The 19,100-nt window shown below is 62.6% G+C and carries 17 protein-coding genes; 14 read left to right on the plus strand and 3 right to left on the minus strand.

All coding sequences use genetic code 11. The annotated features are described in order from the left end of the window. Positions 1 to 86: 86 nt before the first annotated feature. Together ilvA and OQ248_RS12250 are read left to right on the plus strand one after the other, a co-directional pair. Entirely contained in the window at positions 87 to 1,601 is a 1,515-nt protein-coding gene (gene ilvA / locus OQ248_RS12245; RefSeq protein ID WP_248739900.1) for a threonine ammonia-lyase, biosynthetic, read from the plus strand. A 39-nt stretch (positions 1,602 to 1,640) separates the two neighbouring features. Next, on the plus strand, positions 1,641 to 2,066 hold the full coding sequence (locus OQ248_RS12250) for a DUF2269 domain-containing protein (RefSeq protein ID WP_119427503.1): 426 nt from the start codon (positions 1,641 to 1,643) through the stop codon (positions 2,064 to 2,066). 22 nt (positions 2,067 to 2,088) lie between these two features. Here the strand turns inward: OQ248_RS12250 and OQ248_RS12255 are convergent, their stop codons facing one another. Beyond that, a complete protein-coding gene (locus OQ248_RS12255; RefSeq protein ID WP_085709023.1) occupies positions 2,089 to 2,745 on the minus strand; it encodes an HAD family hydrolase in 657 nt (218 codons plus the stop codon). A 143-nt stretch (positions 2,746 to 2,888) separates the two neighbouring features. Between OQ248_RS12255 and OQ248_RS12260 the strand changes: the two genes are divergently transcribed. Both OQ248_RS12260 and ptsP read left to right on the plus strand, forming a co-directional pair. After that, on the plus strand, positions 2,889 to 3,368 hold the full coding sequence (locus OQ248_RS12260) for an RNA pyrophosphohydrolase (RefSeq protein WP_003229203.1): 480 nt from the start codon (positions 2,889 to 2,891) through the stop codon (positions 3,366 to 3,368). A gap of 22 nt (positions 3,369 to 3,390) precedes the next feature. After that, positions 3,391 to 5,655: a phosphoenolpyruvate--protein phosphotransferase gene (gene ptsP / locus OQ248_RS12265; RefSeq protein WP_114886157.1), complete on the plus strand. Its 2,265-nt coding sequence runs from the start codon at positions 3,391 to 3,393 to the stop codon at positions 5,653 to 5,655. Positions 5,656 to 5,686: 31 nt separating this feature from the next. Here ptsP and OQ248_RS12270 read toward each other — a convergent pair whose 3' ends face one another. Continuing rightward, complete coding sequence (locus OQ248_RS12270) at positions 5,687 to 6,433, minus strand: NRDE family protein (RefSeq protein WP_265812956.1); 747 nt, start codon at positions 6,431 to 6,433, stop codon at positions 5,687 to 5,689. A 130-nt stretch (positions 6,434 to 6,563) separates the two neighbouring features. Here OQ248_RS12270 and OQ248_RS12275 point away from each other — a divergent pair, with 130 nt between their 5' ends. The 3 genes from OQ248_RS12275 to OQ248_RS12285 all read left to right on the plus strand — a co-directional run bounded on the left by OQ248_RS12275 (position 6,564) and on the right by OQ248_RS12285 (position 9,280). Next, positions 6,564 to 7,346, plus strand: a complete 783-nt coding sequence (locus OQ248_RS12275; protein WP_085709026.1) for a sulfite exporter TauE/SafE family protein — start codon at positions 6,564 to 6,566, stop codon at positions 7,344 to 7,346. 96 nt (positions 7,347 to 7,442) lie between these two features. Next, positions 7,443 to 8,258 carry a prolipoprotein diacylglyceryl transferase gene (gene lgt, locus OQ248_RS12280; protein WP_065258902.1) on the plus strand — a complete coding sequence of 272 codons (816 nt, stop codon included), beginning with the start codon at positions 7,443 to 7,445 and terminating at the stop codon, positions 8,256 to 8,258. Between the two features lie 50 nt (positions 8,259 to 8,308). Further along, a complete protein-coding gene (locus OQ248_RS12285; RefSeq protein ID WP_114886153.1) occupies positions 8,309 to 9,280 on the plus strand; it encodes a thymidylate synthase in 972 nt (323 codons plus the stop codon). A gap of 128 nt (positions 9,281 to 9,408) precedes the next feature. Here OQ248_RS12285 and cadR read toward each other — a convergent pair whose 3' ends face one another. Beyond that, positions 9,409 to 9,858, minus strand: a complete 450-nt coding sequence (gene cadR / locus OQ248_RS12290) for a Cd(II)/Pb(II)-responsive transcriptional regulator (protein WP_064600182.1) — start codon at positions 9,856 to 9,858, stop codon at positions 9,409 to 9,411. An 84-nt stretch (positions 9,859 to 9,942) separates the two neighbouring features. Between cadR and OQ248_RS12295 the strand changes: the two genes are divergently transcribed. The 7 genes from OQ248_RS12295 to OQ248_RS12325 all read left to right on the plus strand — a co-directional run bounded on the left by OQ248_RS12295 (position 9,943) and on the right by OQ248_RS12325 (position 19,043). After that, entirely contained in the window at positions 9,943 to 12,198 is a 2,256-nt protein-coding gene (locus tag OQ248_RS12295; RefSeq protein WP_265812957.1) for a heavy metal translocating P-type ATPase, read from the plus strand. A 16-nt stretch (positions 12,199 to 12,214) separates the two neighbouring features. Further along, positions 12,215 to 13,078, plus strand: a complete 864-nt coding sequence (locus OQ248_RS12300; protein WP_102619666.1) for a LysR family transcriptional regulator — start codon at positions 12,215 to 12,217, stop codon at positions 13,076 to 13,078. 245 nt (positions 13,079 to 13,323) lie between these two features. Then, positions 13,324 to 14,400, plus strand: coding sequence for a putative 2-aminoethylphosphonate ABC transporter ATP-binding protein (locus OQ248_RS12305; RefSeq protein ID WP_085709030.1), 1,077 nt, complete (start codon positions 13,324 to 13,326; stop codon positions 14,398 to 14,400). Beyond that, a complete protein-coding gene (locus OQ248_RS12310) occupies positions 14,400 to 16,124 on the plus strand; it encodes a putative 2-aminoethylphosphonate ABC transporter permease subunit (protein WP_119427510.1) in 1,725 nt (574 codons plus the stop codon). Before OQ248_RS12305 ends, OQ248_RS12310 begins: the two co-directional genes overlap by 1 nt. Positions 16,125 to 16,171: 47 nt before the next feature. Continuing rightward, the gene (locus OQ248_RS12315; RefSeq protein ID WP_119427511.1) at positions 16,172 to 17,197 is read left to right on the plus strand and encodes a putative 2-aminoethylphosphonate ABC transporter substrate-binding protein; all 1,026 of its coding nucleotides are present in this window, start codon (positions 16,172 to 16,174) and stop codon (positions 17,195 to 17,197) included. Between the two features lie 146 nt (positions 17,198 to 17,343). Next, complete coding sequence (locus OQ248_RS12320; RefSeq protein WP_265812958.1) at positions 17,344 to 18,477, plus strand: TIGR03364 family FAD-dependent oxidoreductase; 1,134 nt, start codon at positions 17,344 to 17,346, stop codon at positions 18,475 to 18,477. Continuing rightward, positions 18,477 to 19,043, plus strand: a complete 567-nt coding sequence (locus OQ248_RS12325; protein WP_265812959.1) for a phosphonate degradation HD-domain oxygenase — start codon at positions 18,477 to 18,479, stop codon at positions 19,041 to 19,043. The genes OQ248_RS12320 and OQ248_RS12325 overlap by 1 nt, the downstream gene beginning before the upstream one ends. Positions 19,044 to 19,100: the final 57 nt, after the last annotated feature.

Raw genomic sequence — 19,100 nt, forward strand, 5'->3', positions numbered from 1 at the left:
TAAAACCTCTGGATTCGTGTGGTCGTGCGCCCGAAAGCCGGGTTAGACTCGTTGGCCCTGCCCAACCCGCTCAGTGATGCTTTCCGATGCTCGAACAGTACGTCAAGAAGATCCTCACCTCGCGCGTTTATGACGTTGCCGTAGAAACCCCGCTGCAGAACGCTCGCCAGCTCTCCGAGCGGCTGGGCAACGACATCTGGCTCAAGCGCGAAGACTTGCAGCCGGTGTTCTCGTTCAAGATTCGCGGCGCCTACAACAAGCTGACCCAGTTGAGCGACGAAGAACGCGCCCGTGGCGTGGTCACCGCGTCGGCGGGCAACCATGCGCAGGGCCTGGCCCTGGCGGCGAAAGTGCTGGGTGTGAAGGCGACCATCGTGATGCCCAAGACCACCCCGGAGATCAAGGTCGAAGGCGTGCGCTCCCGTGGCGGCAAAGTGGTGCTGCACGGGGATTCGTTCCCGGAAGCCCTGGCCTACTCGCTGAAACTGGTCGATGAAAAAGGCTACGTCTACATCCACCCGTACGACGATCCGCACACCATTGCCGGGCAGGGCACCGTGGCGATGGAAATCCTGCGCCAGCACCCGCAGCCGCTGGACGCGATCTTCGTGCCGGTGGGCGGCGGCGGCCTGATCGCCGGCATTGCGGCTTACGTGAAATACCTGCGGCCGGACATCAAGGTCATCGGCGTCGAGCCCGACGACTCCAACTGCCTGCAGGCAGCGATGGCGGCGGGCGAACGCGTGGTACTGCCGACCGTGGGCATCTTCGCCGACGGCGTGGCGGTGGCGCAGATCGGTCAGCACACCTTCGATATCTGCAAGGATTACGTCGATGAAGTGATCACTGTCAGCACCGACGAGATCTGCGCAGCGATCAAGGACATCTACGACGACACCCGTTCGATCACCGAACCGGCCGGCGCCCTGGGCGTGGCGGGGATCAAGAAGTACGTCGAACAGCGCGGCGTCAGCGGCAAGACTTTCGTCGCCATCGATTCCGGCGCCAACGTCAACTTCGACCGCTTGCGCCACGTCGCCGAGCGCGCCGAGCTGGGTGAAGGCCGCGAAGCGATCATCGCCGTGACCATCCCGGAAAAGGCCGGCAGCTTCAAGGCGTTCTGCGAAGCCATCGGCAAGCGCCAGATCACTGAATTCAACTATCGCTACAACACCGGCAGCGAAGCGCACATCTTCGTCGGCGTGCAGACTCACCCGGAAAACGATCCGCGCAGCGCGCTGCTGGCGAGCCTGACCGAGCAGGGGTTCCCGGTGCTCGACCTCACCGACAACGAACTGGCCAAGCTGCACATCCGCCACATGGTCGGCGGGCGTGCGGCGCAGGTGGTCGATGAAGTGGTGCTGCGCTTCGAGTTCCCGGAGCGTCCGGGCGCACTGTTCAACTTCCTCAACAAGCTCGGCGGGCGCTGGAACATCTCGATGTTCCACTACCGCAACCACGGTGCGGCGGACGGTCGTGTGGTCGCCGGCCTGCAAGTGCCTCACGACGAGCGACATCTGGTTCCCGCTGCGCTGGCGGAAATCGGCTACCCGTACTGGGACGAAAGCGACAACCCGGCCTATCAGCTGTTTCTTGGCTGAGCGGCTACGCTGATGGGCAGGCCATAAGGAAATTCGACAATGGAAACGTTAACTGCCCTGAAAACGGCGCACATGGTCGCCACCGTGGTTTTGCTGGCGAGTGCGCTGGGGCTGGGCGTCTGGGTTTTACTGGCCCGGCGCAAGGGTGATGCGACGGCGGGCAGCCGCACCTTGCAGCGGCCACGGGTGTTTGTCTGGCTGCTGATGGGCCTGGCGCTGCTGAGCATGCCGTTCACCGGCTGGTGGATGGTGCATCTGGTGGGCTGGCCGCTGGGGCAGACGTGGATACTGGCCTCCAGCGTGCTGTATACCGTGGCGGCGCTGGCGTGGTTCTGGCTGCTGGTGCGCTTGAACCGCTTGCGCAAGACGCCGGGCGGCGTCGGCAGGTTCAGCTTTGCCCTGGCGTTGTTCAGTTTTGTCTGCTTTGTGGCGATTGCCGGGTTGATGGGCGCCAAACCGGTTTAAGGCCCGGCACCCCACCTCGACATCAATCGCGCAGCGAGATGACCGACCAGCCACGTTTCTCGGCTTCGGCCCGCAGATTCGGATCCGGATCAACAGCGACCGGGTTCACCACCTGCTCCAGCAGCGGCAAGTCATTCATCGAGTCGCTGTAGAAGTAGCTGTCTTCCAGCGAATGCCCGGTCTCTTCCAGCCAGCGGTTCAGGCGCGTCACCTTGCCTTCGCGGAAGCAAGGCACGTCGGTGCTGCGCCCGGTGTAGCGGCCGTCCTGCATCTCGCACTCGGTGGCGATCAGGGTTTCAACGCCCAGGCGCACGGCAATCGGCGCGGTCACGAAACGGTTGGTGGCGGTGATGATCACCAGTTTGTCGCCGGCGTCGCGGTGCTTTTTCAGCAGCTCGACCGCTTTTGGCAGCATCAGTGGCTCGATGCAGTCGCGCATGAAGTCGCTGTGCCATTGCTCGAGCACGGCCATGTCGGTGCGGCCGAGGATTTCCAGACAGAAGTTCAGGTACGCGGCGTTATCCAGTTTGCCCGCCAGGTAATCCTGGTAGAACTCGTCGTTGCGCGCCTTGTAGGCGATCGGGTCGAGGAAGCCGCGTTCACACAGATAGTCGCCCCAGGCGTGATCGCTGTCGCCGCCCAGAAGGGTGTTGTCCAAATCGAATAAAGCCAGGCGCATTGCAGTTACCCGCTGAAAAGTCAGTAAAAAGGCCACAAGAATACGGTCTTTTCACAAGAGTGCACATAAGCTCGGAACCTTCGTTGCCGCCTTCACAAGCTTTGTGGAACAATGCGGCGACATGCGTTTGCGAGGTTGTTGCCGTGATCGACCCCGATGGTTTCCGTCCTAATGTCGGGATCATTCTGACGAATGACGCCGGACAGGTGCTATGGGCTCGCCGTATCAATCAAGATGCCTGGCAGTTTCCACAGGGAGGAATCAATCCCGAGGAGACGCCGGAAGACGCCTTGTACCGCGAGTTGAACGAAGAAGTGGGCCTGGAACGCGAAGATGTTGAAATTCTCGCCTGTACCCGGGGCTGGTTGCGCTATCGTTTGCCGCAACGTCTGGTGCGAACCCACAGCCAACCGCTGTGCATCGGCCAGAAACAGAAGTGGTTTCTCCTGCGCCTGATCTCCAACGAGCAGCGGGTGCGGATGGATTTGACCGGTAAACCGGAGTTCGATGGCTGGCGCTGGGTCAGCTATTGGTATCCGCTGGGCCAGGTGGTGACATTCAAGCGCGAGGTGTATCGCCGCGCTCTCAAAGAGCTTGCCCCGCGCCTTTTAGCGCGCGACTGACGACGGAGTTCGACCCCGAGCCATGCTCAATACGCTGCGCAAGATCGTCCAGGAAGTTAACTCCGCCAAGGATCTCAAGGCGGCGTTGGGGATTATTGTGTTGCGCGTCAAAGAGGCCATGGGCAGCCAGGTCTGCTCGGTCTATCTGCTTGATCCCGAGACCAACCGCTTCGTCCTGATGGCCACCGAGGGCTTGAACAAGCGCTCGATCGGCAAGGTCAGCATGGCACCCAACGAAGGTCTGGTCGGCCTGGTCGGCACGCGTGAAGAACCCCTGAACCTCGAAAATGCCGCGGATCACCCGCGCTACCGCTACTTCGCCGAAACGGGCGAGGAGCGCTACGCCTCGTTCCTCGGGGCGCCGATCATCCACCACCGCCGCGTCGTCGGCGTGTTGGTCATCCAGCAGAAAGAACGCCGCCAGTTCGATGAAGGTGAAGAAGCCTTCCTCGTGACCATGAGCGCGCAGCTCGCCGGTGTAATCGCCCACGCCGAGGCCACCGGGTCGATCCGTGGCCTGGGCCGTCAGGGCAAGGGCATCCAGGAAGCCAAGTTCGTCGGCGTGCCGGGCTCGCCAGGTGCGGCGGTCGGTACGGCGGTGGTCATGCTGCCGCCGGCGGACCTCGATGTTGTGCCGGACAAGACTGTCGACGACATCGATGCCGAAATAAAACTGTTCAAGAAGGCGCTTGAAGGCGTGCGCGCCGACATGCGCAACCTGTCGACCAAACTGGCCACCCAGTTGCGTCCCGAAGAACGCGCGTTGTTCGACGTGTACCAGATGATGCTCGATGACGCGTCCCTTGGTAACGAAGTCAAAACCGTGATCAAGACGGGGCAGTGGGCCCAGGGCGCACTGCGTCAGGTGGTGACCGACCACGTCAATCGTTTCGAATTGATGGACGATGAATACCTGCGTGAGCGGGCGTCGGATGTGCGTGACCTCGGTCGCCGTCTGCTGGCCTACCTGCAGGAAGACCGCACGACCAACATGGTTTTCCCCGACAACACCATTCTGGTCAGTGAAGAGCTGACCGCCACCCAGCTCGGTGAAGTGCCGGAAGGCAAGCTGGTGGGGCTGGTCTCGGTACTGGGTTCGGGTAACTCCCACGTCGCGATCCTGGCCCGGGCCATGGGTATTCCGACGGTGATGGGTGTCGTCGATTTGCCGTACGCCAAGGTCGATGGCATCCCGATGATCGTCGACGGGATCAAGGGCGAAATCTACACCAACCCGAGCGAAGTGCTGATCAAGCAATTCGCCGACGTGGTGGAAGAAGAGAAGCAACTGGCGCTGGGCCTCGATACCCTGCGCGACTTGCCGTGCGTGACCCTCGACGGTCACCGCATGCCGCTGTGGGTCAACACCGGCCTGCTGGCGGACGTGGCGCGGGCGCAGAAGCGTGGGGCCGAAGGTGTCGGTCTGTACCGCACCGAAGTGCCGTTCATGATCAACCAGCGCTTCCCGAGCGAGAAGGAACAGCTGGCGATCTACCGCGAGCAGCTCGCCGCGTTTCACCCGCAACCGGTGACCATGCGTACGCTGGACATCGGCGGTGACAAGGCGCTGTCGTACTTCCCGATCAAGGAAGACAACCCGTTCCTTGGCTGGCGCGGGATCCGCGTCACCCTCGACCACCCGGAAATCTTCCTGGTGCAGACCCGTGCGATGCTCAAGGCCAGCGAAGGCCTGAACAACCTGCGGATCCTGTTGCCGATGATCTCCGGCATCCATGAGCTCGAAGAGGCGTTGCACCTGATCCACCGGGCCTGGGGCGAAGTGCGCGACGAAGGCACCGATGTGCCGATGCCGCCGGTGGGCGTGATGATCGAGATTCCGGCGGCGGTCTACCAGACCAGAGAACTGGCGCGGATGGTGGATTTCCTGTCGGTGGGTTCCAACGACCTCACCCAGTATCTGCTGGCCGTGGACCGCAACAACCCGCGCGTGGCCGATCTCTACGACTATCTGCACCCGGCGGTGCTGCAAGCCTTGCAGATCGTCGTGCGTGACGCCCATGCCGAAGGCAAGCCGGTGAGCATCTGCGGCGAGATGGCCGGTGACCCGGCGGCAGCGGTGCTGTTGATGGCGATGGGCTTCGACAGCCTGTCGATGAACGCCACCAACTTGCCGAAGGTGAAGTGGATGCTGCGTCAGATCAACCTGAGCAAGGCGAAGGATCTGCTGGCGGAACTGATGACCATCGACAACCCGCAAGTTATCCACAGCTCGCTGCAACTGGCGCTGAAGAGTCTCGGGTTATCACGGATGGTCAAACCGCTCTGAACAGAAGATCGCAGCCTTCGGGCTGCGATTTTCAAAGATTGATCTCCACTTCCCCCAGATGCCCGCCGTACGGCCCGAAGCTGCGCTCCACCATCCGCCGCGTCCCGTCCGCCTGCACGATCAGCGCCGTACATGCCCGGGTTCCGTAACTCTGGCTGGCAATAAACACACTCGACAGCAACGACTCTGTCGCCAGCCCCACGCCGGTATCCGGCAGCTCGGCAAACGGCGCCGTTTGCGCATCCCCCAGCAGCGCGAGCAACTGCTCGGGTTGTGGATCATCCAGCACCGCACTCAATGCCGCCTTGGCCTTGAGCAGTTTCGGCCACGGTGTATCCAGTCCCGCGTTTGAAAGCCCGTAGAGGCCCGGCTGCAACATCACCGGTTCCGAAGAACGGGCGTTGAAATGCCACATCTCGTGGGCATTGCCCAGCAGCAGATTGAACCCGGCATACTCCGGAGAACGGGCGACAACGTCGGACAGATAGTCATCGATCGACAGGTTTCCGGTCAGAAACCCCGCCACCAGTTCACCCCGGGAGCGCCGGGCCGGAGGCTGATGCGGATCGCGGATGTTGGTCAGCGCGGCAAAGCGGCCGTTGGCGCCGAGGCCGAGCCAGGTGCCGCCGGCCTCCAGATCCCGTCCGGCATGGACGTGCGGCGACTCGGGCCACTGGGCCAGCGGCAGGCTGGGCCGGGCGTAGAATTCGTCACGGTTGGCCGCGACGATCAGCGGCTGGGCATGCCCCGGCCGCCAGGCGAAAACGATCAGGCACATAAGGTGGTCCTTGTGTGTTTTTTGCCCACTCTACGCAGACATCGTCCGTGCATCCATCGCCAGTGGAGCCGAAGGCCATGCATCCGTTACCATGCCGCTCCGGTTTTGGGATGCGCCTCTGGAGGCAGTCATGGAATTTCTGCTCTATCTGGCGCTGGGTGCCTGTGCAGGCGTACTGGCGGGGCTGTTCGGGGTTGGCGGCGGGATCATCATCGTCCCGGTGCTGGTGTTCAGTTTCACCTTGCAGGGCTTCGATCCGTCGATCCTGACCCACCTGGCCGTCGGCACGTCGCTGGCGACGATCATCTTCACCTCGGTCAATGCCGTGCGTGAACATCATCGGCGCGGGGCGGTGCGCTGGCCGATTTTCGCCTGGATGACCGTCGGGATCCTGCTGGGTGCCGGTTTCGGCGCGCTGACCGCTGAAGCGATCTCCGGGCCCAACTTGCAGAAGATCATCGGTGTGTTCGCCCTGGTGATCGCGGCGCAGTTGGCGCTGGACGTCAAACCCAAGGCCAGCCGAACGGTGCCGGGCAAACTCGGTTTGACCGTGGCCGGCAGTGTGATCGGCTGGGCGTCGGCGATTTTCGGCATTGGCGGCGGCTCGCTGACCGTGCCGTTCCTGACCTGGCGCAGCGTGCCGATGCAGCAGGCCGTGGCGACTTCGTCGGCCTGTGGCCTGCCGATCGCTTTGGCAAGTGCAATAAGTTTCATGATTCTGGGCTGGCATGATCCGTTGCTGCCGGCCCATAGTCTCGGGTTTGTGTATCTGCCGGCGCTGCTGGGCATTGCGCTGACCAGCATGGTGTTCGCCCGGATCGGCGCGCGGCTGGCGCACAAGTTGTCGCCGAAGTTGCTGAAACGGCTGTTCGCCGCTTTGCTGTTCTGCGTGGGGCTGAGCTTTCTGTTCTGAGGCGTCTGTTCCGAGCAGGCCACAATCCTGGCTTAATCCTGAGGTGGCAGCGTCGCCCGGGAATTTTGAAGATTTGAACTCTAACGAGGAGTCGCAATGCTGCCTTACCCGCAGATCGACCCGGTGGCCCTGGCCATCGGTCCGCTGAAAATCCATTGGTACGGCCTGATGTATCTGGTCGGCATCGGCGGTGCGTGGCTGCTGGCGTCGCGCCGGCTCAACCGTTTCGACCCGACCTGGACCAAGGAGAAACTCTCCGACCTGGTGTTCTGGCTGTCGATGGGGGTGATTGTCGGCGGGCGACTGGGCTATGTGCTGTTCTACGATCTGAGCGCCTACATCGCCAACCCGACGCTGATTTTCGAAGTGTGGAAGGGCGGCATGTCGTTCCACGGCGGCTTCATCGGCGTGATGCTGGCGGCGTTGTGGTTCGGCAAGCGTAACGGCAAGTCGTTCTTCCAGCTGATGGACTTCGTCGCGCCGATGGTGCCGATCGGTCTGGGCGCCGGGCGTATCGGCAATTTCATCAACGCCGAGCTGTGGGGCAAGGCCACCGACGTGCCGTGGGCCATGGTGTTCCCGCCGTTCAGCGACCCGGCGCAACTGCCGCGTCACCCGTCGCAGCTGTATCAGTTCGCGCTCGAAGGCGTGGCACTGTTCCTGATTCTCTGGCTGTTCTCGCGCAAGCCGCGTCCAACCATGGCGGTCTCGGGCATGTTCGCGCTGTTCTATGGCATCTTCCGTTTCATCGTCGAATTCGTCCGCGTGCCGGATGCGCAGCTGGGCTACCTGGCCTGGAACTGGCTGACCATGGGCCAGATCCTCTGCGTACCGATGATCATCGGCGGGCTGTTCCTGATCTGGCTGGCCTACCGCCGTGCCCCGTCGGCGCCGGTTGCACCGACAGCTTAAATATTCGAACCCCGGCGCAGTTGGCCGGGGTTCAAGGACACAGGTAACTCATGAAGCAATATCTCGATCTGGTGTCGCACGTCATCAACAACGGCACCAAACAGGCCAACCGTACCGGCGTGAACACCATCAGCTTTCCGGGCGCCATGCTGCGCTTCGATCTGCAGGAAGGTTTCCCGGCGATCACCACCCGCAAGATGGCCTTCAAGTCGGCCATCGGCGAGATGTGCGGCTTTCTGCGTGGCGTGAACAACGCCGCCGAATTCCGTGCGCTGGGCTGCAAGGTCTGGGATCAGAACGCCAACGAAAACGCCCAGTGGCTGGCCAACCCGTTCCGCCAGGGCGAAGACGACCTCGGCGAAATCTACGGTGTGCAATGGCGCAAATGGCCGGCGTACAAGCAGATCCCGCTGAGCAACACCGCCGCCATCGAACAAACCCTGAGCAACGGCTACAAGCAGATTGCCCAGGGCGAAGAAGACGGCCAGGCCTACGTGGTGCTGTACAAAGCCATCGACCAGGTGCGCCAGTGCGTCGACACGATCATCAAGGACCCGGGCAGCCGCCGCATCCTGTTCCACGGCTGGAATTGCGCCCAGCTCGATGAAATGGCCCTGCCGCCGTGCCATCTGCTGTATCAGTTCCACCCGAATGTCGAGACCAAAGAGATTTCTCTGACCCTCTACATCCGCTCCAACGACCTGGGTCTGGGCACACCGTTCAACCTCACCGAAGGCGCCGCGCTGCTGAGCCTGATCGGTCGCCTGACCGGCTACACGCCGCGCTGGTTCACCTATTTCATCGGTGACGCCCACGTCTACGAAAACCACCTCGACATGCTCAACGAACAGCTCAAGCGCGAGCCGTTCGCCATGCCGAAGCTGAAGATTTCGGATCGCGTGCCGGAGTTTGCTAAGACCGGTGTTTACCAGCCGGAATGGCTGGAGCTGGTAGAGCCGGGCGACTTCTCGCTGGAAGGCTACGAGCACCATGCGCCGATGACCGCGCCGATGGCGGTCTGACGAGCAATACGCAAAACCCCTGTGAGAGCGGGCTTGCTCGCGAAGGCAGTGTTTGAGTCGATAGAGATGTTGGCTGATACACCGCTTTCGCGAGCAAGCCCGCTCCCACATTTGGTTCTGAGTAAGTATCAATGGCCGTGACTGCGGCCCACATGCGAATGCTCGACCTCCGTCGCCACAACCCCGCCACTCACTTCCAGCCGCTGCAGGATCCCGCACTGATCCGCCTCCGGCCCCTCGCCACAGCGCTGGCGCAGGTCGAGTAGTTGCGTCTGCAATGCCAGTAACCCGTCGATCCGCGCCTTGACGTGCTGGATGTGCTCGTCGATCAGCGCATTCACGCTTTCGCACTGATCCTGCGGGCTGTCGCGCAAGGCGAGCAGGCTGCGGATTTCTTCGAGGGTCATGTCGAGAGTGCGGCAGTTGCGGATGAAGGTCAGGCGCTCGGCGTGGGCCTGGGTGTAGACGCGATAGTTGCCGTCGCTGCGGGCCGGTTCCGGCAGCAGGTTTTCGCGCTCGTAGTAGCGGATGGTTTCCACGGCGCAATCGGTCTGTTTCGCCAGTTCTCCGATCTTCATGACGGCAATCTCCAAAAGGGTGCTTGACCCTATAGTGGCTACAGGGTCTTTACTTGGCAACAGGCACCTTCATGGACGCGACCAATGAGCGATTCCCAGCACACCCACAAATCCCACGCGGGACACGACCACAGCCACAAATTGCAGCCTGTGCATAAACATGACCACGGCGCTGACTCCTGCTGTGCATCGAAAGCCGCAGCCCCGTCGCTGATTCAACTGAGCGAGGCGAAGAGCGCCGACGCCCGGTTGAGCAGTTTCCGCATCGAAGCAATGGACTGCCCGACCGAGCAGACGCTGATCCAGAACAAGCTCGGCAAACTGGCCGGGATCCAGCAGCTGGAATTCAACCTGATCAACCGCGTGCTCGGCGTGACCCACAATCTGCCGGACACCGCGCCGATCATCGACGCGATCAAATCCCTCGGCATGCAGGCCGAGCCGCTGGAGGCGGGCGTTGATGCCCCGGCCGCCGTCCCGGTGAAAAAACACTGGTGGCCACTGGCGCTGTCCGGCGTCGGTGCGCTCGCTGCCGAAGTGATCCACTTCACCAGCGCCGCGCCGACCTGGGTGGTGGCGATCATCGCGCTGATTTCGATCCTCAGCGGCGGCCTCACCACGTACAAGAAGGGCTGGATCGCCCTGAAGAACCGCAACCTCAACATCAACGCCCTGATGAGCATCGCCGTGACCGGTGCGGTGTTGATCGGCCAGTGGCCGGAAGCGGCGATGGTGATGTTCCTGTTCACCGTGGCCGAGCTGATCGAAGCACGCTCGCTGGATCGCGCACGCAACGCCATCAGCGGTTTGATGCAGATGACGCCAGAACAGGCGACTGTGTTGCAGGCGGACGGCAACTGGGTCGAACTGGATGTGAAAAGCATCGATCTCGGCGCCCGCGTGCGGGTGAAACCCGGTGAGCGCATCGCGCTGGACGGTGAAGTCGTCAGCGGCAGTTCGACTATCGATCAGGCGCCAATTACCGGCGAGAGTCTGCCGGTGGAAAAAACCGTCGGTGACAAAGTCTTCGCGGGCACCATCAACCAGGCCGGTTCGCTGGAATACACAGTGACCGCAGCGGCGAACAATTCCACCCTGGCGCGGATCATCCACGCCGTGGAACAGGCGCAAGGCGCACGGGCGCCGACCCAGCGCTTCGTCGATCAGTTTTCGAAAATCTACACCCCGGTGGTCTTCGTCCTGGCGCTGGCCGTGGCGATCATTCCGCCGCTGTTCATGGGCGCCGCGTGGTTCGACTGGATCTACCGCGCGCTGGTGCTGCTGGTGGTCGCTTGCCCGTGCGCACTGGTGATTTCCACCCCGGTGACCATCGTCAGCGGCCTCGCCGCAGCGGCGCGCAAAGGCATTCTGGTCAAGGGCGGCGTGTATCTGGAGGGTGGTTTCAAGCTCGACTATCTGGCCCTCGACAAGACCGGCACCATCACCCACGGCAAACCGGTGCAGACCGATTACCTGTCCCTCGACCCGACCGCCGACGCCACAGCCCCGGCCATTGCCGCCGCGCTGGCCGGGCGCTCCGATCACCCGGTGTCGCTGGCCATCGCCAATGCCGCTGTGGATAAAGGTTTTGCCACGTTGGTTGTGGATAACTTCGAAGCGCTGGCCGGGCGCGGTGTGAAAGGTGAGGTCAACGGTCAGGCCTACCATTTGGGCAATCACCGACTGGTGGAAGAACTGGGCCTGTGCTCGCCGCAACTGGAAGAAAAACTGTTCGCGCTGGAGAAACAGGGCAAGTCCGTGGTGTTGCTGCTCGACAGCTCCGGCCCGCTGGCACTGTTCGCCGTGGCCGACACCGTCAAGGAAACCAGCCGCGAGGCGATCCGCCAGTTGCACGACCTGGGCGTGAAAACCCTGATGCTGACCGGCGACAACGTCCACACCGCGCAGGCGATTGCGGCGCAGGTCGGCATCGATCAGGCCAAGGGCGACCTGCTGCCGACCGACAAATTGCAAGCCATCGAAGACCTGTATGCGCAGGGCCGACGGGTCGGCATGGTTGGCGACGGCATCAACGATGCGCCAGCACTGGCTCGGGCCGAGATCGGTTTTGCGATGGCGGCGGCCGGCACCGATACAGCGATTGAAACCGCCGATGTCGCCCTGATGGACGACGATCTGCGCAAGATTCCGGCGTTCATCAGCCTGTCCCGCAACACGGCCAGCATCCTGAAACAGAACATTGCGTTGGCTTTGGTGATCAAGGCTATCTTTCTTGGGGTAACCTTCGCCGGGCTCGCCACCATGTGGATGGCGGTGTTTGCCGACATGGGCGTGAGCCTGCTGGTGGTGTTCAACGGTTTGCGCCTGTTGCGCAAATAGAGGAAGAGGGACAGTTGTGCTGAGTGCCGAGCTGAAAGCGTTTTACATGGTGGCCCGTCTGGGCAGCATTACGCTGGCGGCGAAAAAGCTCGGCCTCAGCCAACCGACCGTGACCACCCAGATCCGCAATCTGGAAAGCCAGTATTCGGTGGAGCTGTTCTACCGTGGTGGCCGCCGCCTGAGTGTCAGCGATGAAGGCGCGCGGCTGTTGCCGATGGTCAAGGCGCTGTTGCAGCAGGAGGCCGATATCGAGTTCTTCCTGCGCAACAGCGGCCAGGTTCAGGGCACGCTGCGCATTGCTGCCACCGCACCGTATTACATCCTCGATCTGGTGAAGACCTTCCGCGAGCGCCTGCCGCAGGTGGAAGTGTCGGTGGAAATCGGCAATTCACAGCAAGTGCTCGAAGCGCTGGAGGACTACCGGGTGGATGTCGCGGCGTCGTCGCAGTTGCTCGACGATGCGCGGCTGATCCGCCGGGTGCTCGGCAGCGATCCGCTGGTACTGGCGGTGCATCGCAATCATCCGCTGGCGGCGCACGACCATGTGACGCTGAGCGCGCTGGCCGGGCATACCCTGTTGATGCGCGAGCCGGGCTCGACCACCCGTCGCCTGACCGAAGAGTTGCTGGCCGGTGCAGGAGTCAGTTTCGGCCCGTTGCTGGAGATCGGTAGCCGCGAGTCGATCCGCGAGGCGGTGCTGCGCAACATCGGCATCAGCATCATTGCCCGCCAGGAAGTGCCGCACGATCCGCAGTTGCGGGTGCTGACCCTGGAGAATGCGCCGCAGATTCCCGAATACCTCTACTGCCTCAAGGAACGCAAGAACGCCCGGTTGCCGGCGGCGTTTCTCGGGCTGGCGCAGGAAATGTCTCCGGCCTGAGATCTCCAGTGCCTGTTCAGGCCTCATCGCTAGCAGGCTAGCTCCCACACTGGATCTTCAGTGAATACAAATGTTGTTAGCACCCGGCTCCCCTGTGGGAGCTAGCCTGCTAGCGATGGCGGCAACCGGGACAACGGATAACCTCAAATCTGCCAATACCACTATCGGTCGTTTTTGCCTCGTTGCCATATGACCGACGCATTACAACTCTAGGATTCGTCTCATCTGCTTGATGAGGCCTGTCCATGAACCCTGCAATCGCAACTGCCCTGACCAACCCCGGCGCACCGATGAAAGTGCGCGGCGTGCAGAAGCGCTTCGGCGCCTTCACGGCGCTGGATAACGTCTCCCTCGATGTCGCGGCCGGTGAGCTGGTGTGCCTGCTCGGCCCGTCGGGTTGCGGCAAGACCACGCTGCTGCGTTGCATTGCCGGTCTGGAAAAACAGGACAGCGGCGAGTTGTACCTCGGTGATCGCGATGTTTCCCACCTCGCGCCCCAGGCCCGGGACTACGGGATCCTGTTCCAGTCCTACGCGCTGTTCCCCAATCTGACCGTCGAAGCGAACATTGCTTACGGCCTCGCCGGCAGTGGTCGCGATGAAGTACGCCGTCGCGTTGGTCAGATGCTGGAACTGGTCGGCCTCAGCGGCAGTGAGAAAAAGTACCCGGGCCAGTTGTCCGGCGGCCAGCAACAACGTGTGGCGCTGGCCCGTGCCTTGGCGCCGGCGCCGTCGCTGCTGTTGCTCGACGAACCGATGTCGGCCCTCGATGCCCGGGTCCGCGAGCATCTGTGCACCGAGCTGCGCCAGCTGCAGCGCAACCTCGGCATCACCACGCTGATGGTCACCCACAATCAGGACGAAGCCATGCTGATGGCCGACCGCATCGCCGTGATGAACAACGGCAAGGTCGAGCAATACGCCACCCCGCAGGAAATCTACAACCGCCCGGCCACGCCGTTCGTGGCCGAGTTCGTCGGCCAGGGCAACTGGCTGCCGTTCCAGCGCAGCAGCGACAGCCACGCCAAGGTCGGCGGGATGAACCTGCGTCTGGCCGACGGCAGCGTCCACAGCCCGTCGGGCCGGCTGTTCTGCCGCCCGGAAGCGATCAACGTCAATCCGCTGGTGCACGAAGAAAACCTGTTCCCGGCCAAGGTCCGCGAGATCACTTTCCTCGGCAACCGCTGCCGCATGAGCTTCGAACTCGATCAATTGCCCGGTCATGCCTTGCTCGCCGAACTGGCGCCGGAAGCCATGCCGCGCCTCGGCGCCCAGCAGATCATGGTCGCCTTGCCGCCACGCAGCCTGCAGGTGTTTGCCTGATGAACAGCAACCTCGCACTGCCGCTACCGCAAAAGCAGGCGCGGCAGGTATCCGGGGCCGAGGTCGGTGACCGGATCTTCGTCCTCGGCGGCAAACTTCTGCTGCTGGTGTTGCTCGGTGTGGCGGTGCTGTTGCCTTTGCTGGCGATCTTCTGGCGTGGCTTCAGCAGCGAAGCCGGGCAGGGCGGCGGCTGGCTCGCCGCGAAGGAGCTGGTGACCAGCGACAATTTTCACTGGCTGCTCGGTAACAGCCTGAAAGTTTCCCTCAGCGTGGCGGCGATCGTCGTACCGCTGGCCTACCTGTTTGCCTACGCCTTGCAGCGCACGTTGATTCCGGCAAAAGGCATCTGGCGCGGGATTTCGCTGCTGCCGCTGATGGCGCCGTCGATGCTGCCGGGGATTGCGCTGGTGTATCTGTTCGGCAATCAGGGCATGTTGCGCGGGCTGCTGTCGGACAATATCTACGGTTTCTGGGGAATTGTTCTGGGTGAGGTGATCTACACCTTCCCACACGCCTTGATGATTTTGCTGTCAGCCCTGTCGCTGGCGGATGCGCGACTGTTCGACGCCGCGTCGAGCATGGGTGCCAGTCCGGCGAAGGCCTTTCGCAGTATCACCTGGCCGGCGACGCGCCAGGCTGTGTTCGCCGCATTCTGTCTGGTGTTCACCCTGACCATCACCGATTTCGGTGTGCCGGTAGTGGTCGGTGGCGACTATCAAGTGCTGGCGCTGGAAGCCTACAAAGCGGTGGTCGGCCAGCAGCAATTCGGTCGCGGCGCGTTGATCGGCATGGTTCTGCTGCTGCCGGCACTGTTCAGCTTCGGTGTCGATGCCTGGTTGCGTCGGCGGCACGGTGACTCCATGAGCGGCCGCGCCCAGGTGTTCAAACCGGCGCCGTCGAAGAAGCGCGACGCCTGTTATCTGGCCATCGTCCTGCTGATCAGCGCGGCGTTGCTGCTGGTGTTCGGCATGGCGGTGTTCTCGTCGCTGGTGAAGTTCTGGCCGTACAACCTGTCGCTGTCGCTCAATCACTATCAGTTCAACGAAACCGCCGGCGGTGGCTGGCTGGCCTACGGCAACAGTCTGAAAATGGCGCTGGGCACGGCGTTGATCGGCAGCGTGCTGATCTTCACCGGCGCTTACCTGATGGAAAAGACCCGCAGCCAGCGCGGCCTCAATCTGACACTGCGCATGCTCAGTTTCGTACCGATGGCGGTGCCGGGGCTGGTGCTGGGTCTGGGTTACGTCTTCTTCTTCAACCTCACCGGCAACCCGCTGCACGTGTTGTACGGGACCATGACCCTGCTGATCGTCTGCACCATTGCTCACTATCTGACCACTGCGCAGATGACCGCCACCACCGCGTTGCGCCAACTCGACGCCGAGTTCGAAGCCGCCGCGCTGTCGCTCAAGGCGCCGCTGTACCGGCATTACCTGCGGGTCACCGTGCCGATCTGCCTGCCGGCGCTGCTGGATATCGTGCGCTACCTGTTCGTCTCGGCCATGACCACTGTTTCCGCCGCGATCTTCCTCTACAGCCCCGACACCATCCTCGCGGCGGTGGCGGTATTGAACATGGATGACGCCGGCAACGTCGGCGGCGCGGCGGCGATGTCGACCCTGATTCTGTTCACCTCGGCGGGCGTGTCCTTGCTGCTGGCGTGGGCTTCGCGCGGCTTGCTGCGCCGTTCCCAGGCCTGGCGGCAAACGGCGCCCGGTCACTGATCCACGACTTGTCCCTTTAGCCTCAACTCACCTACAGGAAAACGATCATGTTCAAGCCTATGGCCCTGGCCGCTGCTGTGCTCGCTACTTTCAGCCTGAATGCCTTCGCGGCAAAAACCGAGTTGACGGTGTACACCGCCCTCGAAGCCGAACAGCTGACCGCCTACAAGGCTGCGTTCGAAAAGGCCAACCCGGACGTCGAGATCAAGTGGGTACGTGATTCCACCGGGATCATCACCGCCAAACTGCTGGCCGAAAAGGATCGCCCGCAGGCTGACGCGGTATGGGGCCTGGCCGCTTCGAGCCTGGCGATCCTCGACCAGCAAGGCATGCTGCAAAGCTATGCGCCGAAGGATCTGGGCAAGATCGGCGCGAACTATCGCGACGCCGCCAACCCGCCAGCCTGGGTCGGCATGGACGTCTGGGCCGCGACCATCTGCTTCAACACCGTCGAGGCCGAGAAGCAGGGCCTGACCAAACCGGTGAGCTGGCAGGACCTGACCAAGCCTGAGTACAAAGGCAAGATCGTGATGCCGAACCCGGCCTCGTCCGGCACCGGTTTCCTCGACGTCAGCGCCTGGCTGCAAACCTTCGGCGAGAAGCAGGGCTGGGCCTATATGGACGGTCTGCACCAGAACATCGGCCAGTACGTTCACTCCGGTTCCAAGCCTTGCAAACTGGCGGCCGCTGGCGAATTCCCGATCGGGATTTCCTTCGAGTACCCGGCCGTTCAGCTGAAGCGTCAGGGCGCGCCGCTGGACATCATCCTGCCGAAGGAAGGCCTTGGCTGGGAGATCGAAGCGACTGCCGTGATCAAAGGCACTCCGCATGAAGAAGCCGCGAAGAAACTGGCCGACTTCTCCGCCAGCGTCCCGGCGATGGACCTGTACAAGGAAAACTTCGCCGTCCTCGCCCAGCCGGGCATCGCCAAGCCGCAGACCGAACTGCCGGCCGACTACGAACAGCGCCTGATCAAGAACGACTTTGCCTGGGCCTCGAAGAACCGCGACGAGATCCTGACCGAATGGCGCAAGCGCTATGACGGCAAGTCCGAGAAAGTTGCTGCCAAGTAAGATCTTCATCGACTGACAGGGCCCCATCGCGAGCAGGCTCGCTCCCACATTGGATCTTCAGTGAACGCAAATTCTGTGTGCACCAAAAATCCCCTGTGGGAGCGAGCCTGCTCGCGAAAGCGGTCTCTCATTCAGAGCACTTCTCAATGACACAACACAAAGACTTGCTGATCGTCGGCGCCGGCATCCTGGGTCTGTCCCACGCCTATGCCGCCGCCCGGCGCGGTCTCAAGGTCACGGTTTTCGAGCGCACGGCCACGCCAATCGGCGCATCGGTACGCAACTTCGGCCAGGCTCTGGTCACCGGCCAGCCACCGGGCCCGATGCTCGAACTGGCCAAGGCCAGCCGCGAAATCTGGGGCCAGTGGGCGCAGCTCGCCGGCCTGCAACTCAAGCGCAACGGCTCGTACCTGTTCGCCCGCACCAAGGCCGAAGAACATTTGCTCGAAGCCTTCTGTGCCGGGCGCGCCGTGGAGCACGACTACCGCGTCGAGCTGCTGCGCGGTGCCGCATTGCGTGATCTGTATGGCGGCCAGTTCAGCCATCACCGCGCCGCGCTGCACGGGGTGGACGATCAACAGCTGTATTCCCGGGAGGCGATTCCGGCGCTGATCGAATACCTGCGCCGCGAACTTGGCGTCGAGTTTCACTTCTCGACGCTGGTGCGCGATGTCGAGCCGGGGCGTCTGCAAAGCACCGCCGGGATCTTCACCGCCGAGCAGATCATCGTCTGTTCCGGCCACGATTATCAGACACTGCTGGCCGAGCCGATTGCCGCCCTCGACCCGCAAATCTGTCGCCTGCAAATGCTCCGCGCCCGGCCGCAGATCGACCTGAACCTGCAACACGCCTTGCTCACCGGCCTCAGCTGCGTGCATTACGGCGCTTTCGCTGACTTGCCGGAAGCGGCGGCGGTGCAGGCGCAGATCCTGCGCGAGCAACCGCACCTGCAGGAAAACGGCATTCACCTGCTGATCAGCCCGACGCCTTACGGCGAACTGATCATCGGCGACTCGCACCATTACGGCAGCGATCCGTCGCCGTTCAACGCCGAGCAGGTCGATAACTGGATGCTCGAACTGGCCGAACAGACCCTCGGCTGCAAGGTGCAAGTGGTCGAGCGCTGGCAGGGTGTCTATGGTTCCCGGGGGCCGGGGCCGTTTTCGTTCCTGCGTCCGGCGCCGGGGCTGAGTGTGGCGCTGATGCACAGCGGCGTCGGCATGAGCGTCGGCCCGGCCATGGCCGAGCGCAATGTTGCACAGCTTTTTGGAGAGCATTGATGTTGAGTCACGAGCAAGTCATTGACCGGGTGTTCGGCCTCTATGAGCGCTTCGGCGCCAGCGACTACATCGGCGAACCGGTGTCGCAGATCGAGCACATGTCCCAGGCGGCGCAACTGGCCATCGCCGAAGGCTTCGACGACGAAGTGGTGCTCGCCGCGTTCTTCCACGACATCGGTCACTTGTGTGTCGAAGGCGCGGAGAACATGGGCGGTTACGGTGTGGTCAGCCACGAACGCCTCGGTGCCGACTATTTGCGTGAAGCCGGATTCAGCGAGCGCCTGGCGCGGCTGGTGGAGTATCACGTCCAGGCCAAGCGCTATCTGACGCTCCGGGAGTCGGGTTATTACGAACGCTTGAGCGAAGCCAGCCGCCGCACCCTGGAGTATCAGGGCGGGGTGATGACCGAGGCTGAAGCCGATGCGTTCGAGCAGGATCCGCTGTGCGCCGTCAGTCTGCGGATGCGCCAGTGGGATGAGCTGGCGAAGGAGATGGCGGTGCCGGTGATGGATCTTGCGGTGCTGAAGCACAAGGCTTTTACCGTGCTGTCACGCGAAGCGCGCTGAACCTTCTTACGCCAAACCGGGAAACGGTGCATGGCGCGTGTTGCCCCTTCGGCCCAG

Source organism: Pseudomonas sp. COW5 (assembly GCF_026240005.1).
Taxonomy (GTDB): Bacteria; Pseudomonadota; Gammaproteobacteria; order Pseudomonadales; family Pseudomonadaceae; genus Aquipseudomonas; species Aquipseudomonas kribbensis.